This window comes from Pseudonocardia tropica, from assembly GCF_040105315.1.
Lineage (GTDB): Bacteria > Actinomycetota > Actinomycetes > Mycobacteriales > Pseudonocardiaceae > Pseudonocardia > Pseudonocardia alni.
Genome location: NZ_JBEDNP010000004.1, coordinates 100398 through 122710 on the forward strand (window position 1 = coordinate 100398; position 22313 = coordinate 122710).

The 22313-nt window shown below is 76.6% G+C and carries 22 protein-coding genes; 10 read left to right on the forward strand and 12 right to left on the reverse strand.

Annotation, left to right across the window (positions count from 1 at the left end; translation table 11 throughout):
- Nucleotides 1-178 precede the first annotated feature (178 nt).
- Together WHI96_RS08380 and WHI96_RS08385 are read right to left on the reverse strand one after the other, a co-directional pair.
- Nucleotides 179-1333: a DUF4192 domain-containing protein gene (locus WHI96_RS08380; RefSeq protein WP_345652585.1), complete on the reverse strand. Its 1155-nt coding sequence runs from the start codon at nt 1331-1333 to the stop codon at nt 179-181.
- A gap of 69 nt (nt 1334-1402) precedes the next feature.
- Nucleotides 1403-2662 (reverse strand): FAD-binding domain-containing protein, encoded by a 1260-nt coding sequence (locus WHI96_RS08385; RefSeq protein ID WP_345652582.1) that lies wholly within the window; start codon nt 2660-2662, stop codon nt 1403-1405.
- A gap of 103 nt (nt 2663-2765) precedes the next feature.
- Between WHI96_RS08385 and WHI96_RS08390 the strand changes: the two genes are divergently transcribed.
- Together WHI96_RS08390 and sthA are read left to right on the forward strand one after the other, a co-directional pair.
- Complete coding sequence (locus WHI96_RS08390; protein ID WP_345652579.1) at nt 2766-4259, forward strand: FGGY-family carbohydrate kinase; 1494 nt, start codon at nt 2766-2768, stop codon at nt 4257-4259.
- A gap of 58 nt (nt 4260-4317) precedes the next feature.
- A complete protein-coding gene (gene sthA / locus WHI96_RS08395) occupies nt 4318-5748 on the forward strand; it encodes a Si-specific NAD(P)(+) transhydrogenase (protein WP_345652576.1) in 1431 nt (476 codons plus the stop codon).
- A 1-nt stretch (nt 5749) separates the two neighbouring features.
- Here sthA and WHI96_RS08400 read toward each other — a convergent pair whose 3' ends face one another.
- Complete coding sequence (locus WHI96_RS08400; RefSeq protein WP_345652574.1) at nt 5750-6730, reverse strand: M23 family metallopeptidase; 981 nt, start codon at nt 6728-6730, stop codon at nt 5750-5752.
- 505 nt (nt 6731-7235) lie between these two features.
- Between WHI96_RS08400 and WHI96_RS08405 the strand changes: the two genes are divergently transcribed.
- The 3 genes from WHI96_RS08405 to WHI96_RS08415 all read left to right on the forward strand — a co-directional run bounded on the left by WHI96_RS08405 (nt 7236) and on the right by WHI96_RS08415 (nt 9801).
- Complete coding sequence (locus tag WHI96_RS08405; protein WP_345652572.1) at nt 7236-8033, forward strand: SGNH/GDSL hydrolase family protein; 798 nt, start codon at nt 7236-7238, stop codon at nt 8031-8033.
- Between the two features lie 111 nt (nt 8034-8144).
- Nucleotides 8145-8972 carry a glycerophosphodiester phosphodiesterase gene (locus WHI96_RS08410; RefSeq protein WP_345652570.1) on the forward strand — a complete coding sequence of 276 codons (828 nt, stop codon included), beginning with the start codon at nt 8145-8147 and terminating at the stop codon, nt 8970-8972.
- Between the two features lie 358 nt (nt 8973-9330).
- A complete protein-coding gene (locus WHI96_RS08415; protein WP_345652568.1) occupies nt 9331-9801 on the forward strand; it encodes a hypothetical protein in 471 nt (156 codons plus the stop codon).
- Here the strand turns inward: WHI96_RS08415 and WHI96_RS08420 are convergent.
- Both WHI96_RS08420 and WHI96_RS08425 read right to left on the reverse strand, forming a co-directional pair.
- The gene (locus WHI96_RS08420) at nt 9777-10172 is read right to left on the reverse strand and encodes a DUF1232 domain-containing protein (RefSeq protein ID WP_345652566.1); all 396 of its coding nucleotides are present in this window, start codon (nt 10170-10172) and stop codon (nt 9777-9779) included. The genes WHI96_RS08415 and WHI96_RS08420 overlap by 25 nt on opposite strands.
- A gap of 78 nt (nt 10173-10250) precedes the next feature.
- On the reverse strand, nt 10251-10694 hold the full coding sequence (locus WHI96_RS08425; protein WP_345652564.1) for a CBS domain-containing protein: 444 nt from the start codon (nt 10692-10694) through the stop codon (nt 10251-10253).
- A gap of 119 nt (nt 10695-10813) precedes the next feature.
- On the opposite strand from WHI96_RS08425, the gene WHI96_RS08430 reads away from it, so the two are divergent.
- On the forward strand, nt 10814-11278 hold the full coding sequence (locus WHI96_RS08430) for a MarR family transcriptional regulator (RefSeq protein WP_345652561.1): 465 nt from the start codon (nt 10814-10816) through the stop codon (nt 11276-11278).
- Between the two features lie 11 nt (nt 11279-11289).
- Nucleotides 11290-11844: a riboflavin biosynthesis intermediates N-glycosidase gene (gene ybiA, locus WHI96_RS08435; protein WP_345652558.1), complete on the forward strand. Its 555-nt coding sequence runs from the start codon at nt 11290-11292 to the stop codon at nt 11842-11844.
- A gap of 16 nt (nt 11845-11860) precedes the next feature.
- On the opposite strand, the gene WHI96_RS08440 is transcribed toward ybiA, so the two are convergent.
- Nucleotides 11861-12166 (reverse strand): hypothetical protein, encoded by a 306-nt coding sequence (locus WHI96_RS08440; RefSeq protein WP_345652555.1) that lies wholly within the window; start codon nt 12164-12166, stop codon nt 11861-11863.
- A gap of 336 nt (nt 12167-12502) precedes the next feature.
- Between WHI96_RS08440 and WHI96_RS08445 the strand changes: the two genes are divergently transcribed.
- A complete protein-coding gene (locus WHI96_RS08445; RefSeq protein ID WP_345652552.1) occupies nt 12503-13228 on the forward strand; it encodes a PadR family transcriptional regulator in 726 nt (241 codons plus the stop codon).
- Nucleotides 13229-13364: 136 nt separating this feature from the next.
- On the opposite strand, the gene WHI96_RS08450 is transcribed toward WHI96_RS08445, so the two are convergent.
- Nucleotides 13365-14663, reverse strand: coding sequence for an MFS transporter (locus WHI96_RS08450; protein WP_345652549.1), 1299 nt, complete (start codon nt 14661-14663; stop codon nt 13365-13367).
- A gap of 147 nt (nt 14664-14810) precedes the next feature.
- Between WHI96_RS08450 and WHI96_RS08455 the strand changes: the two genes are divergently transcribed.
- A complete protein-coding gene (locus WHI96_RS08455) occupies nt 14811-15785 on the forward strand; it encodes a proteasome assembly chaperone family protein (protein ID WP_345652546.1) in 975 nt (324 codons plus the stop codon).
- Nucleotides 15786-15804: 19 nt separating this feature from the next.
- Here the strand turns inward: WHI96_RS08455 and WHI96_RS08460 are convergent, their stop codons facing one another.
- The 5 genes from WHI96_RS08460 to amiA are packed head-to-tail and all read right to left on the reverse strand — an operon-like array spanning nt 15805 to nt 20911.
- Nucleotides 15805-16905, reverse strand: coding sequence for a nitroreductase family protein (locus WHI96_RS08460; protein WP_345652543.1), 1101 nt, complete (start codon nt 16903-16905; stop codon nt 15805-15807).
- Entirely contained in the window at nt 16902-18263 is a 1362-nt protein-coding gene (locus WHI96_RS08465) for a YcaO-like family protein (RefSeq protein WP_345652541.1), read from the reverse strand. Before WHI96_RS08465 ends, WHI96_RS08460 begins: the two co-directional genes overlap by 4 nt.
- Entirely contained in the window at nt 18260-19912 is a 1653-nt protein-coding gene (locus WHI96_RS08470; protein ID WP_345652538.1) for a CocE/NonD family hydrolase, read from the reverse strand. Before WHI96_RS08470 ends, WHI96_RS08465 begins: the two co-directional genes overlap by 4 nt.
- Complete coding sequence (locus tag WHI96_RS08475) at nt 19909-20733, reverse strand: hypothetical protein (protein WP_345652535.1); 825 nt, start codon at nt 20731-20733, stop codon at nt 19909-19911. The genes WHI96_RS08470 and WHI96_RS08475 overlap by 4 nt, the downstream gene beginning before the upstream one ends.
- A 58-nt stretch (nt 20734-20791) precedes the next feature.
- Nucleotides 20792-20911 carry a streptamidine family RiPP gene (amiA, locus tag WHI96_RS08480; RefSeq protein WP_345652532.1) on the reverse strand — a complete coding sequence of 40 codons (120 nt, stop codon included), beginning with the start codon at nt 20909-20911 and terminating at the stop codon, nt 20792-20794.
- 159 nt (nt 20912-21070) lie between these two features.
- Here amiA and WHI96_RS08485 point away from each other — a divergent pair, with 159 nt between their 5' ends.
- Nucleotides 21071-22312 carry an MFS transporter gene (locus WHI96_RS08485; RefSeq protein ID WP_345652529.1) on the forward strand — a complete coding sequence of 414 codons (1242 nt, stop codon included), beginning with the start codon at nt 21071-21073 and terminating at the stop codon, nt 22310-22312.
- The last annotated feature ends 1 nt before the right edge of the window (nt 22313 follow it).

A 22313-nucleotide genomic window follows, 5' to 3' on the forward strand; every position in this document is an offset into this window, starting at 1 on the left:
CCGCCGACGCACTCCTCGGTGCGGTCCTCGTCAGCTGCACCGCCGCCCCGGGGCCGCCGACACGGAACGCCACCGGCAGGTCGGCTCCTCCCCGAGGCGGCGGCGTTCGCGCCGCTCGCGGCCGACCCCCCGACGTGTCCACCGGCTGAGCGACGGCCCGCCCCCTCGACCGGCGGGCTCACCGGACGGCCGGGCCGTCGGGCGCGTGCGGGTCGAGCATCGCGGTGAGCAGCCGCCGCAGCCCGCCAGGGCCCGCCCACCGCGCGGCGGGTGAGCGCGGGTCGCGGGTGCCGTGCAGGCTCGCCGCCACCACCCCGGCGAGGACGTGGTCGGGCCGCTCGGCCAGCGCCCGCTGCACCGCCCCGGTCGCGAGCGCGCCGTCGCCGCGCAGCAGGGCGCACACCGCGAGCAGGGCCAGCGGGTGTGCCCGCTGCGGTGACGGCAGGGCCGCCACCAGCACCGCCCACAGCTGCTCGGCGTCCGCCGCGCGGCGGCCCAGGCAGCGGCGCAGCGCCTCGTCGCGGACGTCGCCGACGTCGAGGGCGCCGCACAGGGCCAGCGCGAGCCGGTCGTCGACGACGAGCCGGCTCGCCGCGGCCTCGTCCAGGCAGGCGTCGAGCAGGGCGGTGCCGGTCGCGGCTCCGACCCGGGCCGGTGCGGCGCCGGTGTCGCGCAGCCGGGCCCGGCGGCGGCGGGTGCCGGCGTCGGAGTCCAGCGGGGCGAGCACCGCGGCGCGGTCGGGCAGGACGGCCCGGCCGTCGCGGACCGCGGCCGCGACCCCGAGCGTGGTCGACGCGGCGTCGGGCAGCAGCCCGCCGCAGGTGCAGGGCAGGTCGAAGCAGCCCCACCGGTCCCCCGCCCGGGTACCGGTCGCCCAGAGTGCCGCGATCGGCTCGATCCCGGCGTCGAGCAGCTCCCGCCGCGCGGCGGCCCCCACGTCCCGGCGGCTCCGGCGCGGACCCGGCCCGGCGGGGCCCGGGTCGCGCACGACGAGCGCCAGTGCCCGGGCGGGCCGTTCCCCGGTGAGCACCCCGACCGCCTCCCGGCACACCCGGCGGGCCGACGCCGACGAGCGCGGCAGGTCGACCCGCACGGTGAGCCCGAGCCGGTCGTCGAGGTGCGGCCCGGTGACCGAGACGAGCACCAGGGAGTCCCGGGGGTGGAAGCCGAGCAGCACCGGGACGGCGGCGACGAGCTCGGCGGGCCGGTCGAGCCGCAGACCGGGACCGGACGCGGTGTCGGGGGGCCACCCGGTGGCGGGTGGGTCCCCCGGGCCCGACGACGGATCGGGGTCGGGGCCGGAGGCGGGGTCGGGCCGGTGGCAGGCGGTCATGCCGCCACGGTCGTCGCGGGCCGGGACGTGCGGAACGCCGTCACCCGACCGGCTGTGGACGGTCCCGCCTCACGCCCCTTGCTGAGGGGGTGTCGTGGATGGTTTCCCTCCGCGCCGGGGCAGCCGTCTGCGCCAGGCGGTGAACGAGGTGACCGGCCCGCCGTGCGGGCGGTACAGCCACGGCCAGGGGTGCACCACGACCGGGCGGACGGCGGCGGAGCGGGTGGTGAACCCGGGGACCGGGGCGTGGGTGACCGCGACGGGCGTGCCGTCGAGCTCGTCGGCGACGGTGCCGCGGTGCACCAGCACGGCACGGCGTTCACCCAGGTCGGCGAGGGTCTGCGCGAGGAAGACCAGCCGCTTGCCGGACAGCCGCAGCCGGCGCAGCAGCGGCTCGTCGAACACGAACACCGCGGGCAGGTCCGGGTGGGCGTCGAGGGCGGGGTCGGCGTCGCCGAGCGACTCCGCCGTCAGCCACACCGCCTGCGGCTCGGGTCCGGTGGCCACCGGGGCGGCCGGTCCCCCGGTCGTCCCCGGGTCGGGGTCCGAGCGCAGCCGCGGGTCGGGCTCGGGGGCCGGGCGCGACGGCGGGTCGGCGGGCCGGTGCTCGATCGGGCAGGCGTCGGACAGCGCGCAGGTCCCGCACAGCTGCGGGGCGCGCTTGCGGACCTGCCAGCGGGAGAACCCGTAGGGCTTCCCGGTGCCGGCGCCGACGGTCCACTGCCAGCCGAGCCGGTTCGCCGCACGGGAACCGTCGAGCAGGTGCGCGAAGAACTCGCTCTCCCCGCCAGCCCACTCGTGCCCGGCCCGCACGGTCCACTGCGAGGACAGCCACATGCGGGTCTGGTTCACCAGCCAGCCGTCGGTGTGCAGCTCGGTGAGGCAGGCGTCGACGCAGGCCATCTCGGCGGGCCACGGCTCGTCCCACCCCTGTTCGGCGCGGGCGGGGGCCGCACGCAGCGCGGAGCGGGTGCGGGTGCCCAGCCGGGCGTAGAGGTGGCGGGCGTACTCCTGCCAGCACAGCTCGTCGCGGAACTTGGCGCGGTCGCGCGGCGGGGCGTCGGCGGCGGCGTCCCAGGCGGCCGGCAGGTCGACCAGCCCGTGCCGGATCCACGGCGACAGCGCCGTCGCACCGCGCCGCGACACCGGCAGCACCTCGTTGCGCCGCTTCGCGTAGCCGGTCAGGTCCAGGGCCGCGACGGCGGCGTCGGCCGCGGTCTGCCCGCCACGGAACGCACCGGAGGCGACGGGCTCGTCGCGGCAGAGGTCACCGAGGTGCTCGCGGACCCAGTCGGTCGCGGTGTCCGGGTCGGGTGTGGGCAGCTGCACCGGAGAAGTCTGCGGCGCCCCGGCCCACCGCGCGCGTCGACCTGCACGAATGTTCTGTGCCCGTTCTGTGTGCACCACGGGCGGGGGACGGTAGGAACGTCCCATGCGCGTGTATCTGGGCGTCGACATCGGCACGTCGGGTTCGAAGGGCGTCCTCGTCGACGCCGGCGGCCGGGTGCTGGCCCGGGCCGACCGGGCGCACGAGACCGCACAGCCGCTGCCCGGCCACGTGGAGCACGACGCCGAGGCCGTCTGGTGGGGCGACTTCGTCGCGGTCGTGCGGGAGCTGCTGCCCGCCCTCGACGACGGCGCCGAGCTCGCCGGGCTGGGGGTGTCGGGGATCGGGCCGACCCTGCTCCCCGCCGACGGCGACGGCCGCCCGCTGCGCCCGGCGATCCTCTACGGCGTCGACACCCGCGCCGGCACCGAGATCGACGAGCTGAACGCGGAGCTGGGCGAGGACGCGATCCTGGCCCGGGCCGGGACACCGCTGTCGTCGCAGGCGGTGGGGCCGAAGTGGCGGTGGCTGGCCCGGCACGAGCCGGAGGTGTTCGCCCGCACCGAGATGTTCCTGATGTGCTCGTCGTACCTGGTGCACCGGCTCACCGGCGAGTACGTGCTCGACCACCACTCGGCCAGCCAGTGCGACCCGATGTACGACCTGACCGCCGCGGAGTGGGCGCCCGACTGGGCCGAGCGCACCGCCCCGGGCGTCACGCTGCCCCGGCTGCTGTGGCCGACCGAGGTCGCCGGGCGGGTGAGCGCGGCGGCGGCCGCCGCGACCGGGCTGCCGCAGGGGCTGCCGGTCACCGCAGGCACCGTCGACGCCTGGGCCGAGGCCACCAGCGCCGGCGTCACCGGCGCCGGGGAGGTCATGGTCATGTACGGGACGACGATGTTCCTCATCGAGGTCGTCGACCGCCCGCATCCGCACCCGGCGATGTGGACGACCCGCGGCGTCGTACCGGGGTCGTTCACCCTGGCCGCGGGGATGGCGACCTCCGGGGCGATCACGAACTGGCTGCGCGACCTCACCGGGGAGGGCTTCACCGAGCTCGTCGCCGAGGCCGCGGAGGTACCGCCGGGCAGCGGTGGGCTGCTGCTGCTCCCCTACTTCGCCGGGGAGCGGACCCCGCTGTTCGACCCGGACGCCCGCGGTGTGCTCGCCGGGCTGACCACCGGGCACACCCGCGGCGAGGTCTACCGGGCCGCGTTGGAGGGCATCGCGCACGGCGTGCGGCACAACCTGGAGGTCATGCGGTCCGCGGGCGGCGGCACGAAGCGCCTGGTCGCCGTCGGCGGCGGGGTGCAGGGCGGGCTGTGGACCCGGATCGTCACCGACGTGACCGGGGTCCCGCAGGACGTGCCGGAGCAGACCGTCGGCGCCGCGCTCGGCGACGCGTGGCTGGCCGCCGTCGCGACCGGGGCCGAGGCGCGGCTGCGCGACTGGAACCCGGTCGCCCGCACGATCGAGCCGGACCCGGCGGCCCGCGAGGTCTACGACCGCTTCCACCCGCACTACCGCTCGCTCTACACCGCGACCCGGGAGACCGCGCACTTCCTCGCCGACGAACGGCGACGCTCCTACCGCGCGTGACACGCTGTTCACACCGGTGTGGTTGCCGCGTGGCGCGGTGACCACCACGCTGTGCGGGGTGAGTGCCGACGAGTCACCCGCCCACGACTACGACCTGCTGGTGATCGGCTCCGGTCCCGGTGGGCAGAAGGCCGCGATCGCCGCGGCGAAGCTCGGGAAGCGGGTGGCGATCGCCGACCGCGGCCACATGATGGGCGGGGTCTGCGTCAACACCGGCACCATCCCGTCGAAGACGCTGCGCGAGGCGGTGCTGTACCTGTCCGGGTTCAGCCAGCGCGAGATGTACGGCGCCAGCTACCGGGTCAAGTCCGAGATCACCATCGACGACCTGCTGGCCCGCACCCGGCACGTGATCGGCCGCGAGACCGAGATCGTACGCAGCCAGCTGCTGCGCAACCACGTCGACATCCTGACCGGGACGGCACGCTTCACCGACCCGCACACCGTCGTCGTCGAGGGGACGGGGCGGGGTGACCACAACCAGGTCACCGCCTCGCACTTCGTCGTCGCGACCGGGACCCGACCGGCCCGGCCGGACACCGTCGCGTTCGACGGCGAGCGGGTCGTCGACTCCGACCAGGTGCTGCAGCTGGGCCGGGTGCCGGGCTCGATGGTCGTCGTCGGTGCGGGGGTCATCGGCATCGAGTACGCCTCGATGTTCGCCGCGCTCGGGACCCGGGTGACCGTGGTGGAGAAGCGTGACTCGATGCTCGGCTTCTGCGACCCGGAGGTCGTGGAGTCGCTGAAGTTCCACCTGCGGGACTCGGCGGTCACGTTCCGCTTCGGCGAGGAGGTGTCCTCGGTCGAGGTGAACGGCCGCGGCACGGTGACCAGCCTGGCCAGCGGCAAGAAGATCCCGGCCGACATGGTCATGTACTCGGCGGGCCGGCAGGGCATGACCGAGGAGCTCGGCCTGGACGCGGCCGGTGTCCGGGCCGACGACCGGGGGCGCATCGCGGTCGACAAGCAGTACCGGACCTCCGTCGAGCACATCGCGGCGGTCGGCGACGTGATCGGGTTCCCGGCGCTGGCCTCGACGAGCATGGACCAGGGGCGGCTCGCCGCCTGCCACCTGTTCGACGAGCCCGTCCGCGAGCTGCACGAACTGCAGCCGATCGGCATCTACACGATCCCGGAGATCTCGTTCTGCGGGCGGACCGAGGCCGAGCTGACCGCGGCGTCGATCCCGTACGAGACCGGGCTGTCGCGCTACCGCGAGCTCGCGCGCGGCGCGATCGTCGGCGACTCCTACGGCATGCTCAAGCTGCTGGTGTCGCCCGAGGACCACCGGCTGCTCGGGGTGCACGTGTTCGGCACGAACGCCACCGACCTCGTGCACATCGGGCAGGCCATCATGGGCTGCGGCGGGACGGTGGACTACCTCGTCGACACCGTCCTGAACTACCCGACGCTGTCGGAGGCCTACAAGGTCGCCGCACTGGACGCGACGAACAAGATCCGCGCGGTGGAGTCGGTGCAGAACTCGTGACTCAGGTGTAGCGGAACCCGTTCGCGTCGAGCCACGGCTTCGGGTTGACCTTGGTGCCGCTCGGGTCGACGACCTCGATGTGCAGGTGCGGGCCGGTGGACTGGCCGCGGTTGCCGACCTCGGCGATCTGCTGGCCGGCCGCCACCTTCTGGCCGACCGAGACCAGCGAGCGGTTGATGTGGCCGTAGACGGTGACCGTGCCGTCGGCGTGCCGGACCCGGACCCACATCCCGAACCCGCTGGCGGGGCCGGAGCTGATCACGGTGCCAGCGATCGGCACGTGGATCGGGGTGCCGATCGGGGCGGCGATGTCGAGCCCCATGTGCCGGGTGCCCCAGCGGGAACCGAAGCCCGAGGTCACCCGGCCGGTCACGATCGACACCGCGCCGCCCGCGGAGGCGGACTGCAGCGCGCCGGTGACACCCGCGGCGCGGGCGGCCGCGACCGCCCGGGCGCGCTGCTCGGCGGCCCTGCGGACCTCGTCGACCGAGGCGGTGGCGGCCTGGACCGCGGAGGCAGCCGTGGCGCGGCCGGTGTCGGCGGCGACGGTGCGCGCGGCCGCCGAGGGGGCGGCGGCCGGGGCGGCCAGCGACGCGATGGTGGCCGGGTCCGCGATCGGGGAGGCGGCGTCGTCCGCGGCGGCCCGCGGTGCGGGCACGGCGGCGGGGAGGGCGGCGTCCTGGTTCGACACGGACGACGATCCCGCCGTGTCGAACCAGGACGTCACGGTCGCGGACAGGTCGCCGGAGCCGACACCCGCGTGGGCGGTGGCGGCGATACCGCCCACCGCGACGACGGCGGCGGCGATCCGGGTCGAGGCCGGGAAGCGCGAGCCGTCCTCGGTCCGGGGGTCTCGGGCGCGCCGGACGTGCGGACCTGCGGGGAACGAGCCGACCGGGACCCCGATCCCGGCCACCGCGAACTGCGGGGCCAGGAGCGCGAGGCTCGCCTGACGGCTCCGGGGGGAGCGATGCCGTGCCACGACCCTTCCTTCCGGATCCCGGAGCGGCGGACAACCCGTGGGGAGCGGGCGGCCCCCGGGGGAGGAGCCGCGTCCGGTTCGTGACCGTTCCGTGATCTGACACGGACGCTAGCCGGACGCAACGGACGGAAGAACCCGATCGGGTGATCACGAGACCGACGGGACGTTGCGGGCGGTGAGCGGACGACGCCCTCCACTCGCCCCGGCCACCTGCCGTTCACCGTGGCGTCGGTTCGGCCGGTCCACCTCGGACAACGCTCTGAGCTGGGCTTTTCGTCCGCCGTGCGCCGCGGCCGAGCGGTCGTCGCCAGGGAATGTCGCGGCCCGCTCTCTCACCCACAGTGATGACGTGTGCGCGGCGGCTCCGCGACGTCCGCACCGCGGACGCGGCCGGGCCGGGACCCGTTCGGCGCACCGCGTCCTCGACGGCGCGTGCACCCCCTCACCCGGTGCCCGGATTGCCGCCGCGGTGCCGCAGGGGTTGTCTGGACGGGTGCGCCGCCTCGTGGTCCCCCTGCTGACGTGCGCGTTGCTGATCGTCCTGGCGCCGGCGGCCCTCGCCGCTCCGGCACCGGCCGCCGCCCCCGTCCGCTACGTCGCTCTCGGTGACTCCTACGCCGCGGGCGTCGGGGCCCGGCCGGACCCGGCCACCGGCGACTGCCGGCGCAGCACCGCGTCCTACCCGGCGCTGTGGGCGGCCCGCCACGACCCGGCGTCGTTCGTCAGCGTCGCGTGCAGCGGCGCCACCAGCGGCGAGGTGGTCGCCCGGCAGGTGCGCGCGGTCTCCGCCGACACCACCCTGGTGACGATCACCGTCGGCGGCAACGACACCGGGTTCGGGCCGGTCCTGGCCGCCTGCAGCACCGCCCGCGACGACGAGACCTGCCTGCGCGCCGTCCGGGGCGCGGAGCGCGCGGCCCGCTGGGTCGCGCCCGGCGGGTTGATCTCGACCATCGTCGGGGTCCGGCTGCAGGCTCCCGGCGCGACGATCCTGGTGCTGGGCTACCCGCGGCTGTTCGAGCCGGGCGCCGACTGCGACGTCCCGGGCGTCCCGAACGCCGTCCGCCGTGAGGCGCTCAACCGCGCCGCCGACACCCTCGACGCCGCCCTCGCCGACGCGGCCGGGCGCTTCCGCGGGCGGTTCGTCGACGTCCGCGCCGCGTTCGCCGGACACGGGATCTGCTCCGCCGACCCGTGGATCACTCCCCCGCCCTCGTCGGCACCGGCGGTCTACCACCCGACGGCCCAGGGCTACCGCGACGGCTACCTGCCCGCGTTCGAGGCGGCCGCCACCCGCCCCTGACCACCAGGTCCTCACCCGCTCGTCCCCCGGCGGACACCCGCACGACACGGGCCGGACCGGCCACGCCACGATGGTTCCCAGGCAGCGCCCCCGATCCTGAGGACCCACCTCGTGCGACGCCTGCTCGGCACCCTCCTCGTCCCCACCGCCCTCCTCGCGACGGCCACGCTCGCCCTCGCCGACACCGACCGTCCCCGGTCCGGTCCGGAGGTCGTCGCGCACCGCGGCGCCTCCGCCGACGCCCCGGAGAACACCCTCGCCGCCGCCGACGGGGCGGTGGTCCAGCGGGCCGACGCGGTCGAGGTCGACGTCCAGCGCACCGCCGACGGCCACCTCGTCCTCGTCCACGACGCGACACTCGCCCGCACCACCGACGTCGAACGGGTCTTCCCCACCCGCGCCCAGGCACCGGTCGGCTCGTTCACCCTCGCCGAGCTGCGTCGTCTGGACGCCGGGTCGTGGTTCTCCCCGGCCTTCGCCGGCGAGCGCATCCCGACCCTCGGGGAGTTCGCCGACCGGCTCCGCGGCCGCGCGGACCTGCTGGTCGAGCTGAAGGACCCGGCGCGCTACCCGGGCGTGGAGAAGGAGGTCGCCTACGAGCTCGACGGCCCGCGCCCCGGGGTCGTCGTGCAGTCCTTCGACCACGACGTGATGCGCAGCTTCGCCGAGGCCGCCCCGGACGTCCCGGCCGGATGGCTGTTCGACGGGCGCCCGACCGCGGCGCAGCTCGACGACGCCGCCGCGCGCGGGGTCAGCCAGATCAACCCGTCGTTCCGGTCCGTCGACGCCGCACTGGTCGCCGAGGTCCGGGCGCGCGGGATGCAGACCGGGGTCTACACGGTCGACGACCCCGACGACATGCGCCGGATCGCGGCCACCGGGGTGGACCGCATCATCACCGACCGGCCCGCGGTGCTGCGGACGGTCCTCGCCGGCTGACCCGACCCGCGTCGCCGGCGGCAGGCGACCATCGAGCCGGGCGTCCGGGACATCGCGGTGCTCGATGCCTTCGTCGGCCTGTTCACCCCCGGTCTCCGCAGCGCTGTGACGACCCGCGTCCGGCGGACCGACTTCGCCGAACGCCACGAGAGCGCCACCTGGAAGGCCCACGCGTGGAGCTTCCGGACGGAGTTGCAGGCGCTCGGCCTTCGGGCGGTGTCGACGCGACGGTGGCGGCTGACCAGGACCGGGGCCCGGGACGCGACCGACCCACCGCCGACATCCACCTCACACCCCTCGCCCTAGACTTCTCATCGCGGTGCGGGCACCTTCCCGGCCGGTGAGCGGAGGATCGGGGATGACGGCTGTACGGCGGCCAGGACTGCTCGTCCCGGCGGCGCTGGCCCTGCTCCTGGTGGCGGGCTGCGGCAGCTCGCTGGCGACCCAGCCGGGGTCGTCGTCCCGCACGGTCACCACCACCCAGAACCGCCCCTCCAGCCCCTTCTGCGACGCCGTCGAGGCGAGCCGCACCGCCACCCAGCCGTTCAGCGGGGTGGGCATCGGTCGCTCCATCTCCGACGTCGGCGAGGTCACCGCGAACGTGCGGCAGGCGAACCAGCAGGTCACCTCGCTCGCACCGCAGGAGATCCGCGCGGACTTCGAGCGGGTGGACCAGCTCGTCGAGCGTCAGCTCGTCCTGCTGGAGGCCAACGGCGGGGACACCCTCGCCGTCGCCCGCGACCCGGGGATCGCGCAGGACCGGGCGGACCCGGAGTACCAGGCCGCGTCGCAGCGGATCCGGGACTACGTCCGGTCGACCTGCACCTGACCGTCGACGACGACCGGTGCGGTCCGCCGCCACCCCAGGTAGCGGTCGGCCTCGACCAGCAGCGCCCCGCCCAGCCACATCGCGACGACCGCGTCGTCGCCGAGGCCGAAGACGGTCAGGAACGCCTCGGGCACCAGGTCGATCGGCGACACCAGGTAGGCCAGGGCCAGCAGGAACAGCGCGACCCGGCCCCCGCCGAGGTGCGGGTAGGTGCCGCGCCAGGCGTCGCCGGCCATGGCGGGCAGCGCCCGGAACCGTTCGACGGGTCCGGGCTCGCCGGGGCGGCCGCGACGGGTGAGGGCGCGGAAGAGCGTCGCGAACGCGGCCGTACGGCCGGCGCGGCGACCTGCGGTGGCACTCGCTGCAGTCATGTCCGGTCCAACGCACGGCGCACCCCGGTCGTTCCCGGCGAAACGGTCACGTCACACCGGGGACGACCGGGGGCGGGGTCAGTGCGAGGCGAGGTAGATGTCGCGCAGCACCCCGGCCTCGGTGCTCATCTCGGCCAGCCGCTGCTTGACGACGTCACCGATGCTGATCATCCCGACGAGCCGTCCGCCGTCGACGACGGGCAGGTGGCGGTGACGCCAGCGGTTCATCAGACCCATGGCCTCGGCGAGCGAGTCCTCCGGCGAGCAGGTCACGACGTGGCGGGTCATGACGTCGGCGACGGTGAGGTCGAGCAGGCCCGCGCCGTCGGCGGCGAGCCGGCGCACGATGTCGCGTTCGGAGACGATGCCGTCGACGCGTTCGCGGCGGCCGTCGTCGGAGACGACGAGGGCGCCGATCGCCGGCGGCCCGGCGAGCCGGGTCGCGGCCTCGGCGATGGTGTTCCACGACAACACGGTGTGCACCGTGTCGCCCTTGATCCGCAGGATGTCCGACACCTTCATGGAACTCTCCCTTCGACAGCCCTAGTGTTGCGCTGACGCAGTAGTTGTGCAATGGCAAAGATTGATCGACGCAACCGTCAGTGCGGGGTAAAGATCGCTGATGGGGGAGGTGGACGGGGATGACCGACGCACACGGCCGAGATCGGGATCACCCGGACGGCGCCACGGTGGAGGCGGGCCTCGCGCTCGCGCGCGCGTTCACCGGCATCAGCGTGCGTGCGGTGGCGGCGGCCGGGGACGCCGTGACCGTGCCCCAGCTGCGGGTCCTGATGCTCATCGCCGAGGCGGGGCGCACCAACGTCACCGCGGTCGGGCGCGAGCTCGACGTCCACACCTCGAACGCCACCCGGGTCCTCGTCCACCTCGGTCGGGCCGGCCTGGTCGAGCGCCGGCCCGACCCGGACGACCGGCGGCACCTGCTCGTCGAGCTCACCCCGGCCGGACGGGAGCTGATCCGCGAGGTCGACGCCCACCGTCGCGCCGCGGTCGCCGACCTGCTGGGCCGGGTGCCGTCCGAGCGACGGGTGGGTGCGGCCGAGCTGCTGTCCGTGCTGGCCGACGCGGCGGCCCCGCCGACGCCCTAGGATCGTCAGGTGTGAGCGAGGACGCCCCGACCGACGTCGCATCCCTGCGAGCCGCCGTCGCGGCGGAGGCGCGCCCGCGGTTCGTCCCGTTCTGGGGCTCCGAGCCCGCGCCCGGCGACGTGCACGTGCTGAGCCAGTGGCATCCGTCGCCGTTCGTCGTCGGCGGGGTCCGCTACGCCACCGCCGAGCACTGGATGATGGCGGCCAAGGCCCGCACCTTCGGCGACGACGACGCGCTCGCCCGCGTCCTGTCCGACGACGACCCGGACACCGCCAAGCGGGCCGGGCGCGAGGTCCGGGGATTCGACTCGCAGAGGTGGGCCGCGCGCCGGGTCGAGGTCGTCGTCGAGGGCAACCGGGCCAAGTTCCGCTCCGCCGAGCGGCTCACCGCGGCCCTGCTGGGCACCGGCGACGCGGTGCTCGTCGAGGCCTCCCCCGTCGACCGGATCTGGGGCGTCGGCCTGGCCGCCGACGACCCCGACCTCGGCGCGCCGGACCGCTGGCCCGGGCAGAACCTGCTGGGCTTCGCCCTGATGCGGGTGCGCGCCGAGCTCGGGAGCCGCTGACCCCGACCGGCCCGGGTCAGACCGCCCCGGCGTACCGGGAGCGGCGCGGACGGCGGGCCCGTCGCACCACCAGCACCGCCCCGACCCCGGTCGCGACGGCGCCGCCGACGTAGGGCACCGCGGCCCGGGCCATCTCCCCCGCCCGTCCGACGAGCGCCGCGCGCCGTGCCGCGAGGCCCGCTCCGAGCCGGTCCAGGCTCGCCCGCAGCTCGCGCGCGGCCTCGACGACCTGGTCGTCACGGCCGTCGGACCGCGCGGAGAGCCGGTCCCGCAGCTGCGCCGCGGAGACCTCGCTGAGGTCGACCTCCTCGGCCGTGTCCACCGGTGCCTCGCCGGCCGGGCCGACCCCTGCGTCGTGACGCCCCACGGCTCCCCCTCACATCCGGCGGACCGCCCGCCGGCCCGCCGGGACAGTCAACCCGCTACGGGCCGCCCCGCGCACCCTCAGGACATTCTCAGAGTATCGCCGTTGCAACGCGGAGCAGTCGCGATATATCGTGATGGCACACGAGCCGATCGAAGAGGGAGGCTCACGACGAGAGGACCACGCGTCATGACCACGCGCGACATGTTCCGGAGCCCGTTCGGGCCCCGCACCCACCGACACCCCCGGGGCCACCGCGGCGCCGGGTTCCCCTGCGGCCCGGAGGAGGCAGCCATGCCCGACACCCCCGACTTCCACGGCGACGACCGTGACGACCCCCGCGACGACCCCCGCGACGAGGGCGCCCACCGCCGCGGTCGCGCCCACCGGCGGGGACGCGGGCCCGGCGGGCGGGGCTTCGGCCCCGGCCGCGGGTTCGGCCCGGGGGGACCGTTCGGTCCCGGAGGTCCCTTCGGTCCGGGCGGGTTCGGTCCGGGCGGCTTCGGTCCCGGAGGCGGTTTCGGCCCCGGCGGCTTCGGTCCCGGTGGGCCCCGCGGCCGGCGCGGCAGGCGTGCCCGTGGCGACGTCCGCACCGCGGTGCTCGCGGTCGTCGCCGACGGCCCGCGACACGGCTACGAGATCATCCAGGAGATCACCGGCCGCTCCGGCGGGCAGTGGAAGCCGAGCCCCGGCTCGGTGTACCCGATGCTGTCCCAGCTGGAGGACGAGGGCCTGGTCCGGTCCGAGCAGACCGAGGGCCGACGGGTCGTCCACCTGACCGAGGAGGGCACCCGGCACGTCGAGGAGCACCGCGCCGAGCTCGACGCGGTGTGGGCGCCGTTCGCCGAGGACGCCGAGGCCGCCGGGTCGGACCCGGCGACCGGCCTGGTCACCGAGCTCGGCCGGCTCGCCGCCGCCGCGCGGCAGGTCGCCGAGGCCGGCTCCGAGGCGCAGGTGGCGTCGGCGACCGAGGCGCTGACCGAGGCCCGCAAGGCGCTGTACCGGCTGCTGGCCGAGTGAGGCTCGCCGAACGAGCAGACCGCACCGAGTGAGGCCCGCCGAACAAGCAGACCGCACCGAGTGAGGCCCGCCGAACGAGCAGACCGCACCGGGTGAGACGGGGGCGGGACCGCGATGGTCCCGCCCCCGTCGTCGGCTACCGGTTCTGTCTCCAGCGCCGGTTGCGGCGCAGGGCCTCCCGCAGGGGCGGGACGACGGTGCCCTCGGCGGCCATCACCCGGCGGGCCTTGCGCCGCGCGAGGACGACCGCGACGGCGGTCAGCGCCCAGATCGGGAACTGCACGAGCCAGGCCAGCCGGAACGCCTCGGGGGTGTAGCCGCCGGACATGCTGAGCACGAGACCGACCAGCAGCGTGGTGGTGAGCGAGGCGGTGAACCCGCCGACGTTGACGATCCCGACGGCGGTGCCGCGCCGGTGCGCGGGGTTGGAGGTGCGGGCGTAGTCGAAGCCGACGGCGGAGCAGGGGCCGTTCGCGGCGAGCACCACCACGAGCAGGACGAGCAGCCACAGCGGCGCGGGCGGCGGGACGAGCAGCACGACCGTCCACACGAGCGCGGTCGCGGCGATGACCGACAGCACGAGCCAGGAGCGGCGCAGCGGGTGGCGGGCGGTGAACTCGCCGAACACCGGGCCGACGACGGCGCCGGCGAGGACGAGCACGGTCAGCATCACCGAGGCACCGGTGGGGGTCATCCCCTGCCCGGCGACGAGGTAGGGCACGCCCCACAGGAGCGCGAACACCAGGCCGGAGAACTGGGTGCCGGCGTGCGACCAGAGCCCGAGGCGGGTGCCCGGGTGCGCCCAGGCGCCCTTGAGGCCGTCGACGACCTCCCGGGGGCTGCTCGCCGGGGCCGGCGCGGGGCTGCCGGGCGGGCGGTCGCGGAACACGGCGAGCACCGCGACCGCGGCGACGACGCCGATCCCGGCGGCGGACAGGAACGCGGTCGTCCAGCCGTAGGCGTGCAGGACGGTGGCGAGCGGGATCGCGGAGAGCACCTGGCCGAACTGGCCGAGCAGCGCGGTGATCTGCGTCATCAGCGGCACCCGGCGCGGCGCGAACCAGGTGGACAGCACCGACAGCACCGAGATGAAGGTCAGGGCGTCGCCGACGCCGACGAGCACGCGGGCGGCGACGGCCAGCGGCAGCGAGGTGGCGAGCGCGACGAGCACCTGCGCCGCGGTCATGGTGACGGCGCCGGCGAGCACCATGGTGCGGGCGCCGAACCGGTCGAGCAGCAGCCCGACCGGCACCTGGAGGGCGGCGTAGACGAGCAGCTGCAGGACGAGGAACCCGGCGAGCACGGTCGGGGACGCACCGAACCGGTCGGCCGCCTCCAACCCGGAGACGCCGAACGAGCTGCGTTGCAGCACCGCCACGACGTAGGCGAACAGACCGGCGGACCAGACGAGGTAAGCGCGACGTGACGTGTGCATGACGAACGACCATTCTGGTCCATCCCGGACGAGCCGGGTGTCCCGACGGGTCCGCGTCACACGGGGTCGGTGGTCACACCGCGACCGGGCAGGCCGTGGGGGGCTCCGGATAGGGTCGCGGTGCACGCCACGACTCGGAGGACGCCGGTGCTCGATCCCGCTCAGCTGTACCAGGTCGACCCGGCCGCGCCGGCGCTCGACGAGCCGGTCCTGATCGTCGTGCTGGACGGGTTCGTCGACGCCGGCAATGCGGGAGCGCTCGCGGTCGGCGCGCTGACCGACGAACGCGAGGCGGTCCGGGTGGCCCGGTTCGACGTCGACCAGCTCGTGGACTACCGGTCGCGACGCCCGCCGCTGCGGTTCAAGACCGACCGCTGGGCCGACTACGACCCGCCGGAGCTCGACGTCGTCGCGCTGACCGACACCGGGGACACGCAGTACCTGCTGCTCGCCGGTCCGGAGCCGGACATGCAGTGGGAGCGGTTCGTCGCCGCGGTCGGGCTGCTGGTCGAGCAGCTCGGGGTCCGGCTGGTGATCACGTTGCAGGGCATCCCGATGGCCGTGCCGCACACCCGTCCGATCGGGGTGACCGCGCACGGCACCCGCCCGGAGCTGGTGGAGGGCCACACCCCGTGGTTCGCGACCGCCGACGTCCCGGGCAGTGCCGCGGCGCTGCTGGAGTACCGCCTCGGGCAGGCCGGGCAGGACGTCGTGGGCTACGCCGTGCACGTGCCGCACTACCTGTCGCGCTCGGCGTACCCGCAGGCCGCGCGGGTGCTGCTGGACCACGCGGGGCTGTCGGCGGGGCTCTACCTGCCGACCGAGACGCTGACCCGCGCCGCCGAGCAGGCCGAGTCCGAGATCGCCGAGCAGATGGCGGCGTCGGAGGAGGTCGGGCAGGTCGTGTCGGCGCTGGAGGAGCAGTACGACCAGGTCGTCGCGGCCCGGGAGGCCGGTGACCTGCGGGACGGCCTGGAGGGCGGCGAGCTGCCCAGCGGCGACGAGCTGGCGGCGGAGTTCGAGCGGTTCCTCGCCGGCGGTGGCGACGACAAGCCGGGCGGGAAGTCCGGCGACGAGCCGCCGCACGAACCGCCCGCTCCCCCGCTCCCGCCCGCGACCTGACCGGTCCGCCCCCGGCGGCTCAGCCGCCGAGGGCGAGGGCGTGCTGCACCCGGCCCCGGCCGCCGGGTCCGCGCAGCACCGCCTCGACCCAGCAGCCGACCGGCCGGGCGGTGAGCCCGGCCGCGGTCGCGACCAGCCAGGCGTCGTGGACGGCGAGGCCGGCCCGGACGTGCTGGGCGACGGTGTCCGGGCCGGGGTCGACGTCCCCGGTGACGACGAGCAGCCCGCCGACGCCGGTGAGGTCCGGCAGGCCGCAGGCCCGCCGGGTCAGCGCGGCGAGCAGCGGGTGGCCCGCGTCGAGCAGGGCCGCGTGCTGTCCCGCGCCGAGCCGGGTCCGGGCGACCCGGTCGGGTCCGGGGTCGGCGACGGCGGGTCGCAGGCTCTCCCACGGCGCCGACCGGCGTGCGCGGAGCACGGCCGCCGGGTGCGGGTCCGCGCTCGCACCGAGCGGGACGGTGCCGTCGGGGACGAGGTGGGCCGTCCGGGGCCGCCGCAGCGTCGCCGCGGCGGCGAGGACGGCGGCGGCAGCGTGGCCGAGGTCGAGCAGCAGCACCGGCAGCGAGCGGGGGCCGTAGCGCCACGCGGTCCGCGCCGGCGTGAGGCGGAGGACGACGTCCGCGTGGTCGTCGTGGTCGTCGTGGTCCGGGTCGGGCGGGGCCGGGACGACGGCGCCGGGCCGATCGTGGCCGCCGGGTCCGGTTGCGTCGGGCCGGGCGGGTTCCCGGGCGGGCCCGCCGTCGAGGGCGTGGGCGAGCGGGTCGTAGACGCGACCGCCGCCGTGGCCGCAGGTGAGCGGGTCGTGGACGCGGCCGCCGACCCGGGCGTCGACCGGGTAGCGGCCGCCCGCCGAGGGCACCCGGCGCAGCCGCACGCCGCCGACGACCCGGTCGGGGTCGGCGGCCAGCGACAGCGCGAGCAGCGCACCGGTCCCGGTGCCGTCGCGGGTCAGGGGTACCGGCCGGGTCGCCGTGGTCGCCTCGGCGGGGCGGGTGGTGTGGTCGGTGGGGCCCGGGTGGGCGCCCGACCAGGCGAGCCGGAACGCCGCCGCGGTCCGGGGGTCCACGGCGCCGGCGTCCCGCTGCGGGTCCGGCGCGGTGCGCCCGGGGGGCTGCACCGTCACAGGAACGGCGGTGGGCAGTGCACGAGCCCGCCGGGTCCGGCGACCGGGTCGAGGTCGAGGCCGTGGGCGCGGGCGGTGTCGCGCCAGCGGGGCAGCCCCCAGTACCGGAACGCGGCGGGCGCGTTCGGGACGAGCCCGGTGGCGCAGGTGCGGACCACCCGCCACGGGGTCTCGGCGACGTCGGGCGTGGTGAGGTCGACGCGGGCGATGCGGTGCCCGTCGGCGAGCAGCGCGGCGGTCAGCGACGCGAGGTCCCCGGCCGGCCCGGTGCGCAGCGGGCCGCGGGTCGCGGGCACGGTGAACCGGGGCAGGTGCTCCTCCCGGACGCGCGGGTCGAGCCACACCTGCACCTGGGCGCCGAGGTCGCGCACGGCGGCGTAGCGCTCGCCGGCGTCGTCGCGGTAGCGGCGGTCGGCGCGGTGGTCGAGGTAGAGGCCGCGGGCGAGGACCCCGGCGTCGATCGAGGCGTACACCCAGCCGTCGGGGTCGAGCAGGCCGCGGGTGAACACCCAGGTGTGGACGGCCTCCAGCACCGCCTTGGTGGCGGCCTCGGCGGCGTCGAAGCGGGCGGCGCCGCCCCCGGCGACGATCCCGGTCTCCGGGTCGACGACGACGGCCCCGACCACCGCGACCGGGTACTCGGTGGGCAGCTCGACGAGGTGGACGTCGAACGCCGCTCCGGCCAGCGCGGCGTCGAGCCCGGGGACCGAGGCCCGGTCGATGCCGTGGGAGGGCAGGCCGAGGTGCCACCAGCGTTCCAGCGCGTCACGTTCGACGAGTTCGAGCAGGCCGCGTCGGTGGGCGTCGGTGGCGCCGTCGCCGGTGGCGATGCCGGCGTAGTTGAGGTGGTGGAAGCGGGGTTCGTCGCGACGGGCCCCGCTGTGGTGGTTGAGCAGCGCCCAGGAGGCGGGCAGCCAGGTCGGCTCCCCGTCGGCCTCGACGCCGGCGATCCAGCGGATCGGCAGGTCCGCGGTGAAGCGCCGGTAGGGGCGGCCGTCCTGCCAGGGTGCGAGCAGCGGCAGCTCCTCGGGCCCCCAGCACCGGTGTCCCGCGGCGCGCAGCTCCGCGGTCGTGGTCAGCGGCAGGTCGCGCGGGACGCGGTTGCCGCAGTAGCGCTCGACCGCCTCGCCGAGCGCGGCGGTGCGGGCGCCGTCGCGGTCGCCGAAGGTGGTGCCGAGGCTGACCCGGTCGGCGGGCCAGGCGCCGAGCCGGCGCGCGTCGGACACCTCCGCGGTGACGGCGGTGTAGGCGGCGGGCAGCCCCGGCACGGGGGCGACGTCGACCAGCCGGCGGACGATCCCGCTCAACGGGTCGACCAGCGCCTCCACCGGCAGTACGGGAACGGTCGGTGCCGTCACAGGGTGACCTCCTCGGGGACGGCGGCCGCGGCGACCTCGTCGCGGCCGGGTCGGACGTGCGGCAGGTCCAGGCGCAGCGCGCGCACGGTGCGGTGGTCGGCGCGCAGGTCGGTCGCGTGCGCGGGGTCCTGTCCGGTGTGCGGGTTGCGGGCGTGTGCGGGCCAGTGGTGCCCGGCGATCTCGACGCGCAGCCGGTCGCCCTCGTGCACGGCGGCGCCGACCGGCGGGGTGGTGACGACGACGTGCTGCGGTGCCGGGCCCCGGTGCCGGTGGACGGCGGTGACGAGGTCGTGGCCGCGCAGTCCGATCCGCACGACCCAGTCGCCGTCCGGGGCGTCGGTGCCGCCGGTGACGGTGACGACCAGCGGCCCGGCGAGCGTCCCGGCCGGCAGCGGCGGGGTGTGGGCGACGACCCGGTCGCCGGCGCGGTCCGCGGCATCGTTCGCGGCGTTCGTCGCGGTGGTCCCCTCCGTGGTCGCCGCAGTGGTCGCCGCAGTGGTCGCCGCGGGAGTCGCCGCAGTGGCCGCTGCAGTGGTCGCCGCGGGAGTCGTCGCAGTGGTCGCCGCGGGAGTCGCCGCTGTGGTCGCCGCTGTGGTCGTCGCGGCGGGAACGGCGCAGGTCGTCGCGGCGGGAGGGGCGGGAGCGGCGCCGTCGGTCGGCGCAGGAGCCGGCGCGGGTGCGCCGGGCGCACGGGACCGGACGGGCCGGTCGGGGTCGGCGACGAACCCGGCGGGGAGCCCGTCCGGCGGGGCCGCGTCGACGATCAGGGTCGGCCCGTCCCCCGCCCGCACCCAGCGCCCGGTCTCCCCCACCGCGACGAGCGCACCGCGCCCGCGCGGCCGGCCCTCGACCGCGGCGCGGGCCCAGGCGGCGTAGACCGCGCCGATCCGCCGTCCGGCCAGGACCGCACCGGGCGCGGCGGCGTCGAGCTCGTGCCCCCACGGCCCCAGGACCAGCCGCGACGGCCCGCCCCAGCGCCGGGCGAGCTCACCGGTGCGGGCGGCGAACGGGTCCGCGGTGCCCCCGACGGCGAGCAGCGGCATCGCGGCCCGCGCGATCCCGTCCCACAGCCACGGGGTCTCCTCGGGTGCGTCCCACAGCTCGGCCCACCCGTCCGGTGCCGGGGCCAGCGCCGCGGTGACCGGTAGCGACGCGGCCGCCGACGGGACGGCGGGACGCGCGCCCGCACCGTGCTCGGACCACCAGCCGATCCGGCAGGCCAGCCGGGCGGCGCCGCCGGGTTCGCGGGCGGTCTCGCCGGACCCGAGCGCGGGGACCGCGGCGAGCACCCCGCGCACCTCGGGGTCGGCGAGGGCACCGGCGAGGGCGCAGTGCGCCCCGTAGCTGGCGCCGGCCAGTACGACCCGCCCGTCGCAGCCGGGGATCGTGCGCAGCGCGGCGAGCGCGGCGACGCCGTCGTCGGTCTCGTGGGCGTAGGGCCGGAACGCGCCCGTCGAGCCGCCGCGCCCCCGGACGTCGACGACGAGGGCGCCGAACCCGTGCGCGGCCCAGCCGCGGGCCTCGGGCAGCAGCCGCTCGCGGCCGTAGGGGGTGCGGATCAGCACCGCGGGCCAGGTCGCGGCGGCGGGGCGGACGAGGGTGGCGGCGAGCCGGACCCCGTCCGCGCCGGGCAGGTCGAGGTCGGTCACGGCGCGCTTCCGGGCACCGGCAGCAGCGCGTGGTCGGCGATCGCGGCGGTGTCGAGGTCGACCACCCGCAGACGTCGCCGGGCGGGCAGGGCGGCCGGGACCAGGTCCCCGGTCGCCGGGGTGCGGTGACCGGCGGCCCAGGCGCGCACGTCGGCGGCGAGCAGCGCGGCCAGCAGGGCGTGGTCGCCGGGGCCGGTCGGGGTGACGGGCGCGGCGTCCCAGTAGGCGAGCAGGTGCGGGTGCCCGGACCCGGCCGCGGCGAGGCGGCGGGCGCGGACGTCGGCGTGGCCGGCGTCGCCGGGGTGCACGGCGGGCGGTTCGAGGATGCCGTGCCGTCCTTCGACGGAGAGCCGGAACCAGGCGGTTCCGCGCTCGGGCAGCGTGTCCAGTGCGGTCCAGGTGGCCGGTGCGGGCCCGTCCGCGACGGCGCACACCACGTCGGCGTCGGTGTCTGCGTCGGTGTCTGCGTCGGTGTCTGCGTCGGTGGTGGTGGCGGCGGCGGTGGCGGTGACCAGGGAGTCGAGGTCCCGATGCCGGACCTGCAGCCCCGGCCCGGCGAGCGCGGCGGCGACGGCGTCGGCCAGCGCCCCCCGCCCGGCGACGGTCACGGTGGCGGTCCGCGGCGGCGGGGCCTCGTCCAGGTAGCCGGCCGCGGCGAACGCGCCCCGCTCCGGGTCGAGCCCTGGTGGCGGCACCGGGTCGGCGCCGTCGAACCAGCGGGTCAGTGCCTCGACCGTGCCTCGGGGCAGGTCGACCCCGCGCAACCGGCCGGAGGCCTCGCGCAGCGCCGAGCCCCGCCCGGGGACCTCGAACACGCTCACGCCCGGTCGCAGTCGTTCCACTCGCACTCCCTGGTCCGTCGGTCGGTCGCGGCGGGTGTCACTCCTGCTCGGCGGCCTGCTCGGTCGCGAACGGGTTCTCGACGAGGGCGTTGGAGTGGCTCGCGGAGTTGTGCGGCAGGGCGCGCTCGGCCTCGAGCTCGGTGAAGACGTCCTTCATCGTTTTCTCCTCCAGTGGGTGACATCGTCCGGTTCCGGACCACCCCATCGTGGCCATGAACGACATTCATTTTCAACAGTGGTCGATGTCTCGTTACCCACTATTGGTGATGACTGTCGTTTCGTACTATGGTTCGCGCACCCCCGATGGAAGGACCCCGTGAGCCAGACGGCCCCGACCGCCCCCGAGCACGAACGCTCCGACCTGCGGCGCTACCTCACCGCCCGGGTCGTGTCGGTCGCCGGCTCCCTGGTCGCCGCGGTCGCGCTGCCCGTGCTCGTCTACCGGCTGACCGGCTCGCCCGCGTGGACGGCGGCGATCGCGACCGCGGAGGCGCTGCCCTACCTGCTGTTCGGGCTGGTCGCGGGCGCACTGGCCGACCGGGTCGACCGCAGGCGCCTGATGGTCGGGGTCGACCTGGCGTGCGGCGCGGTGCTGGCGGGGATCCCGCTCGCCTGGTGGGCGGAGGTGCTCACGCCGTGGCAGGTGCTCGGCACGGCGGTCGCGGTGCAGACCGGCTTCGTCTTCTTCGACGCCGCGAACTTCGGGGCCCTGCCCACGCTGGTCGGGCCGGACCGGATCACCGCGGCGTTCTCCACCCTCTACGGCGCGACCACCGTCGTCGAGCTGGTCGTGCCGCCGCTCGCCGGGCTGGCCGTGGCGACGCTGGCCCCGGCCGGGCTGCTGTCGGTCACCGCGCTCACCGCGGTCGCGTCGGCCCTGCTGATCCGGTCGGTCGCCGGGAGCCTGTCCCCCGGGCCCGGCAGCCGCGCGCCGACCCGGATCCTCGCCGACGTGCGCGAGGGGCTGGCACTGCTCCTGCGCAATCCCGTGGTCCGCACGCTGACGCTGGTCGGCACCACCCAGGCCGTCGCGGGCGGCGCCTGGCTCGCGATGACCGTGCCGTGGGCGGACCGGGTGCTCGGCATCCGCGCCGACGGCGACGCCCGGCTCGGGCTGCTGTTCGCCTGTTGGGGTGTGGGCGGGCTGGCCGCGGCCCGGCTGGTCCCGCGGCTGTCGGAGCGCTGGGGCGGGGCGCGGCTCGCACTGGCCGGGCTCCCGGTGTCGCTGGCCTGCGCGGTCGCGGTGGTGTCGGCGACGCACTGGGTCCCCGCGCTGCTGGCCGCGACGGCGTTCGGGGCGGCGTACTCGACGGTCGTGCTCAACGCCGTCACCTACCGGCTGCAGGTCACCCCCGAGCACGCCCGCGCCCGGGTCTCCACGACCGCGCGGATGCTGTCCTGGGGCCTCGGCACCCCCGCCGGGGCGGCCCTGGCCGGCGTCGTGGCGACGACACCGGCGGGCCCGCGCGGCGGTCTGGCCGCCGGGGCCGCGGTGCTGGCCGCCGGGGTCGCCCTGGCCTGGCTCACCCCGCCGCTGCGCCGGGCCGCCCGCGGGTAGT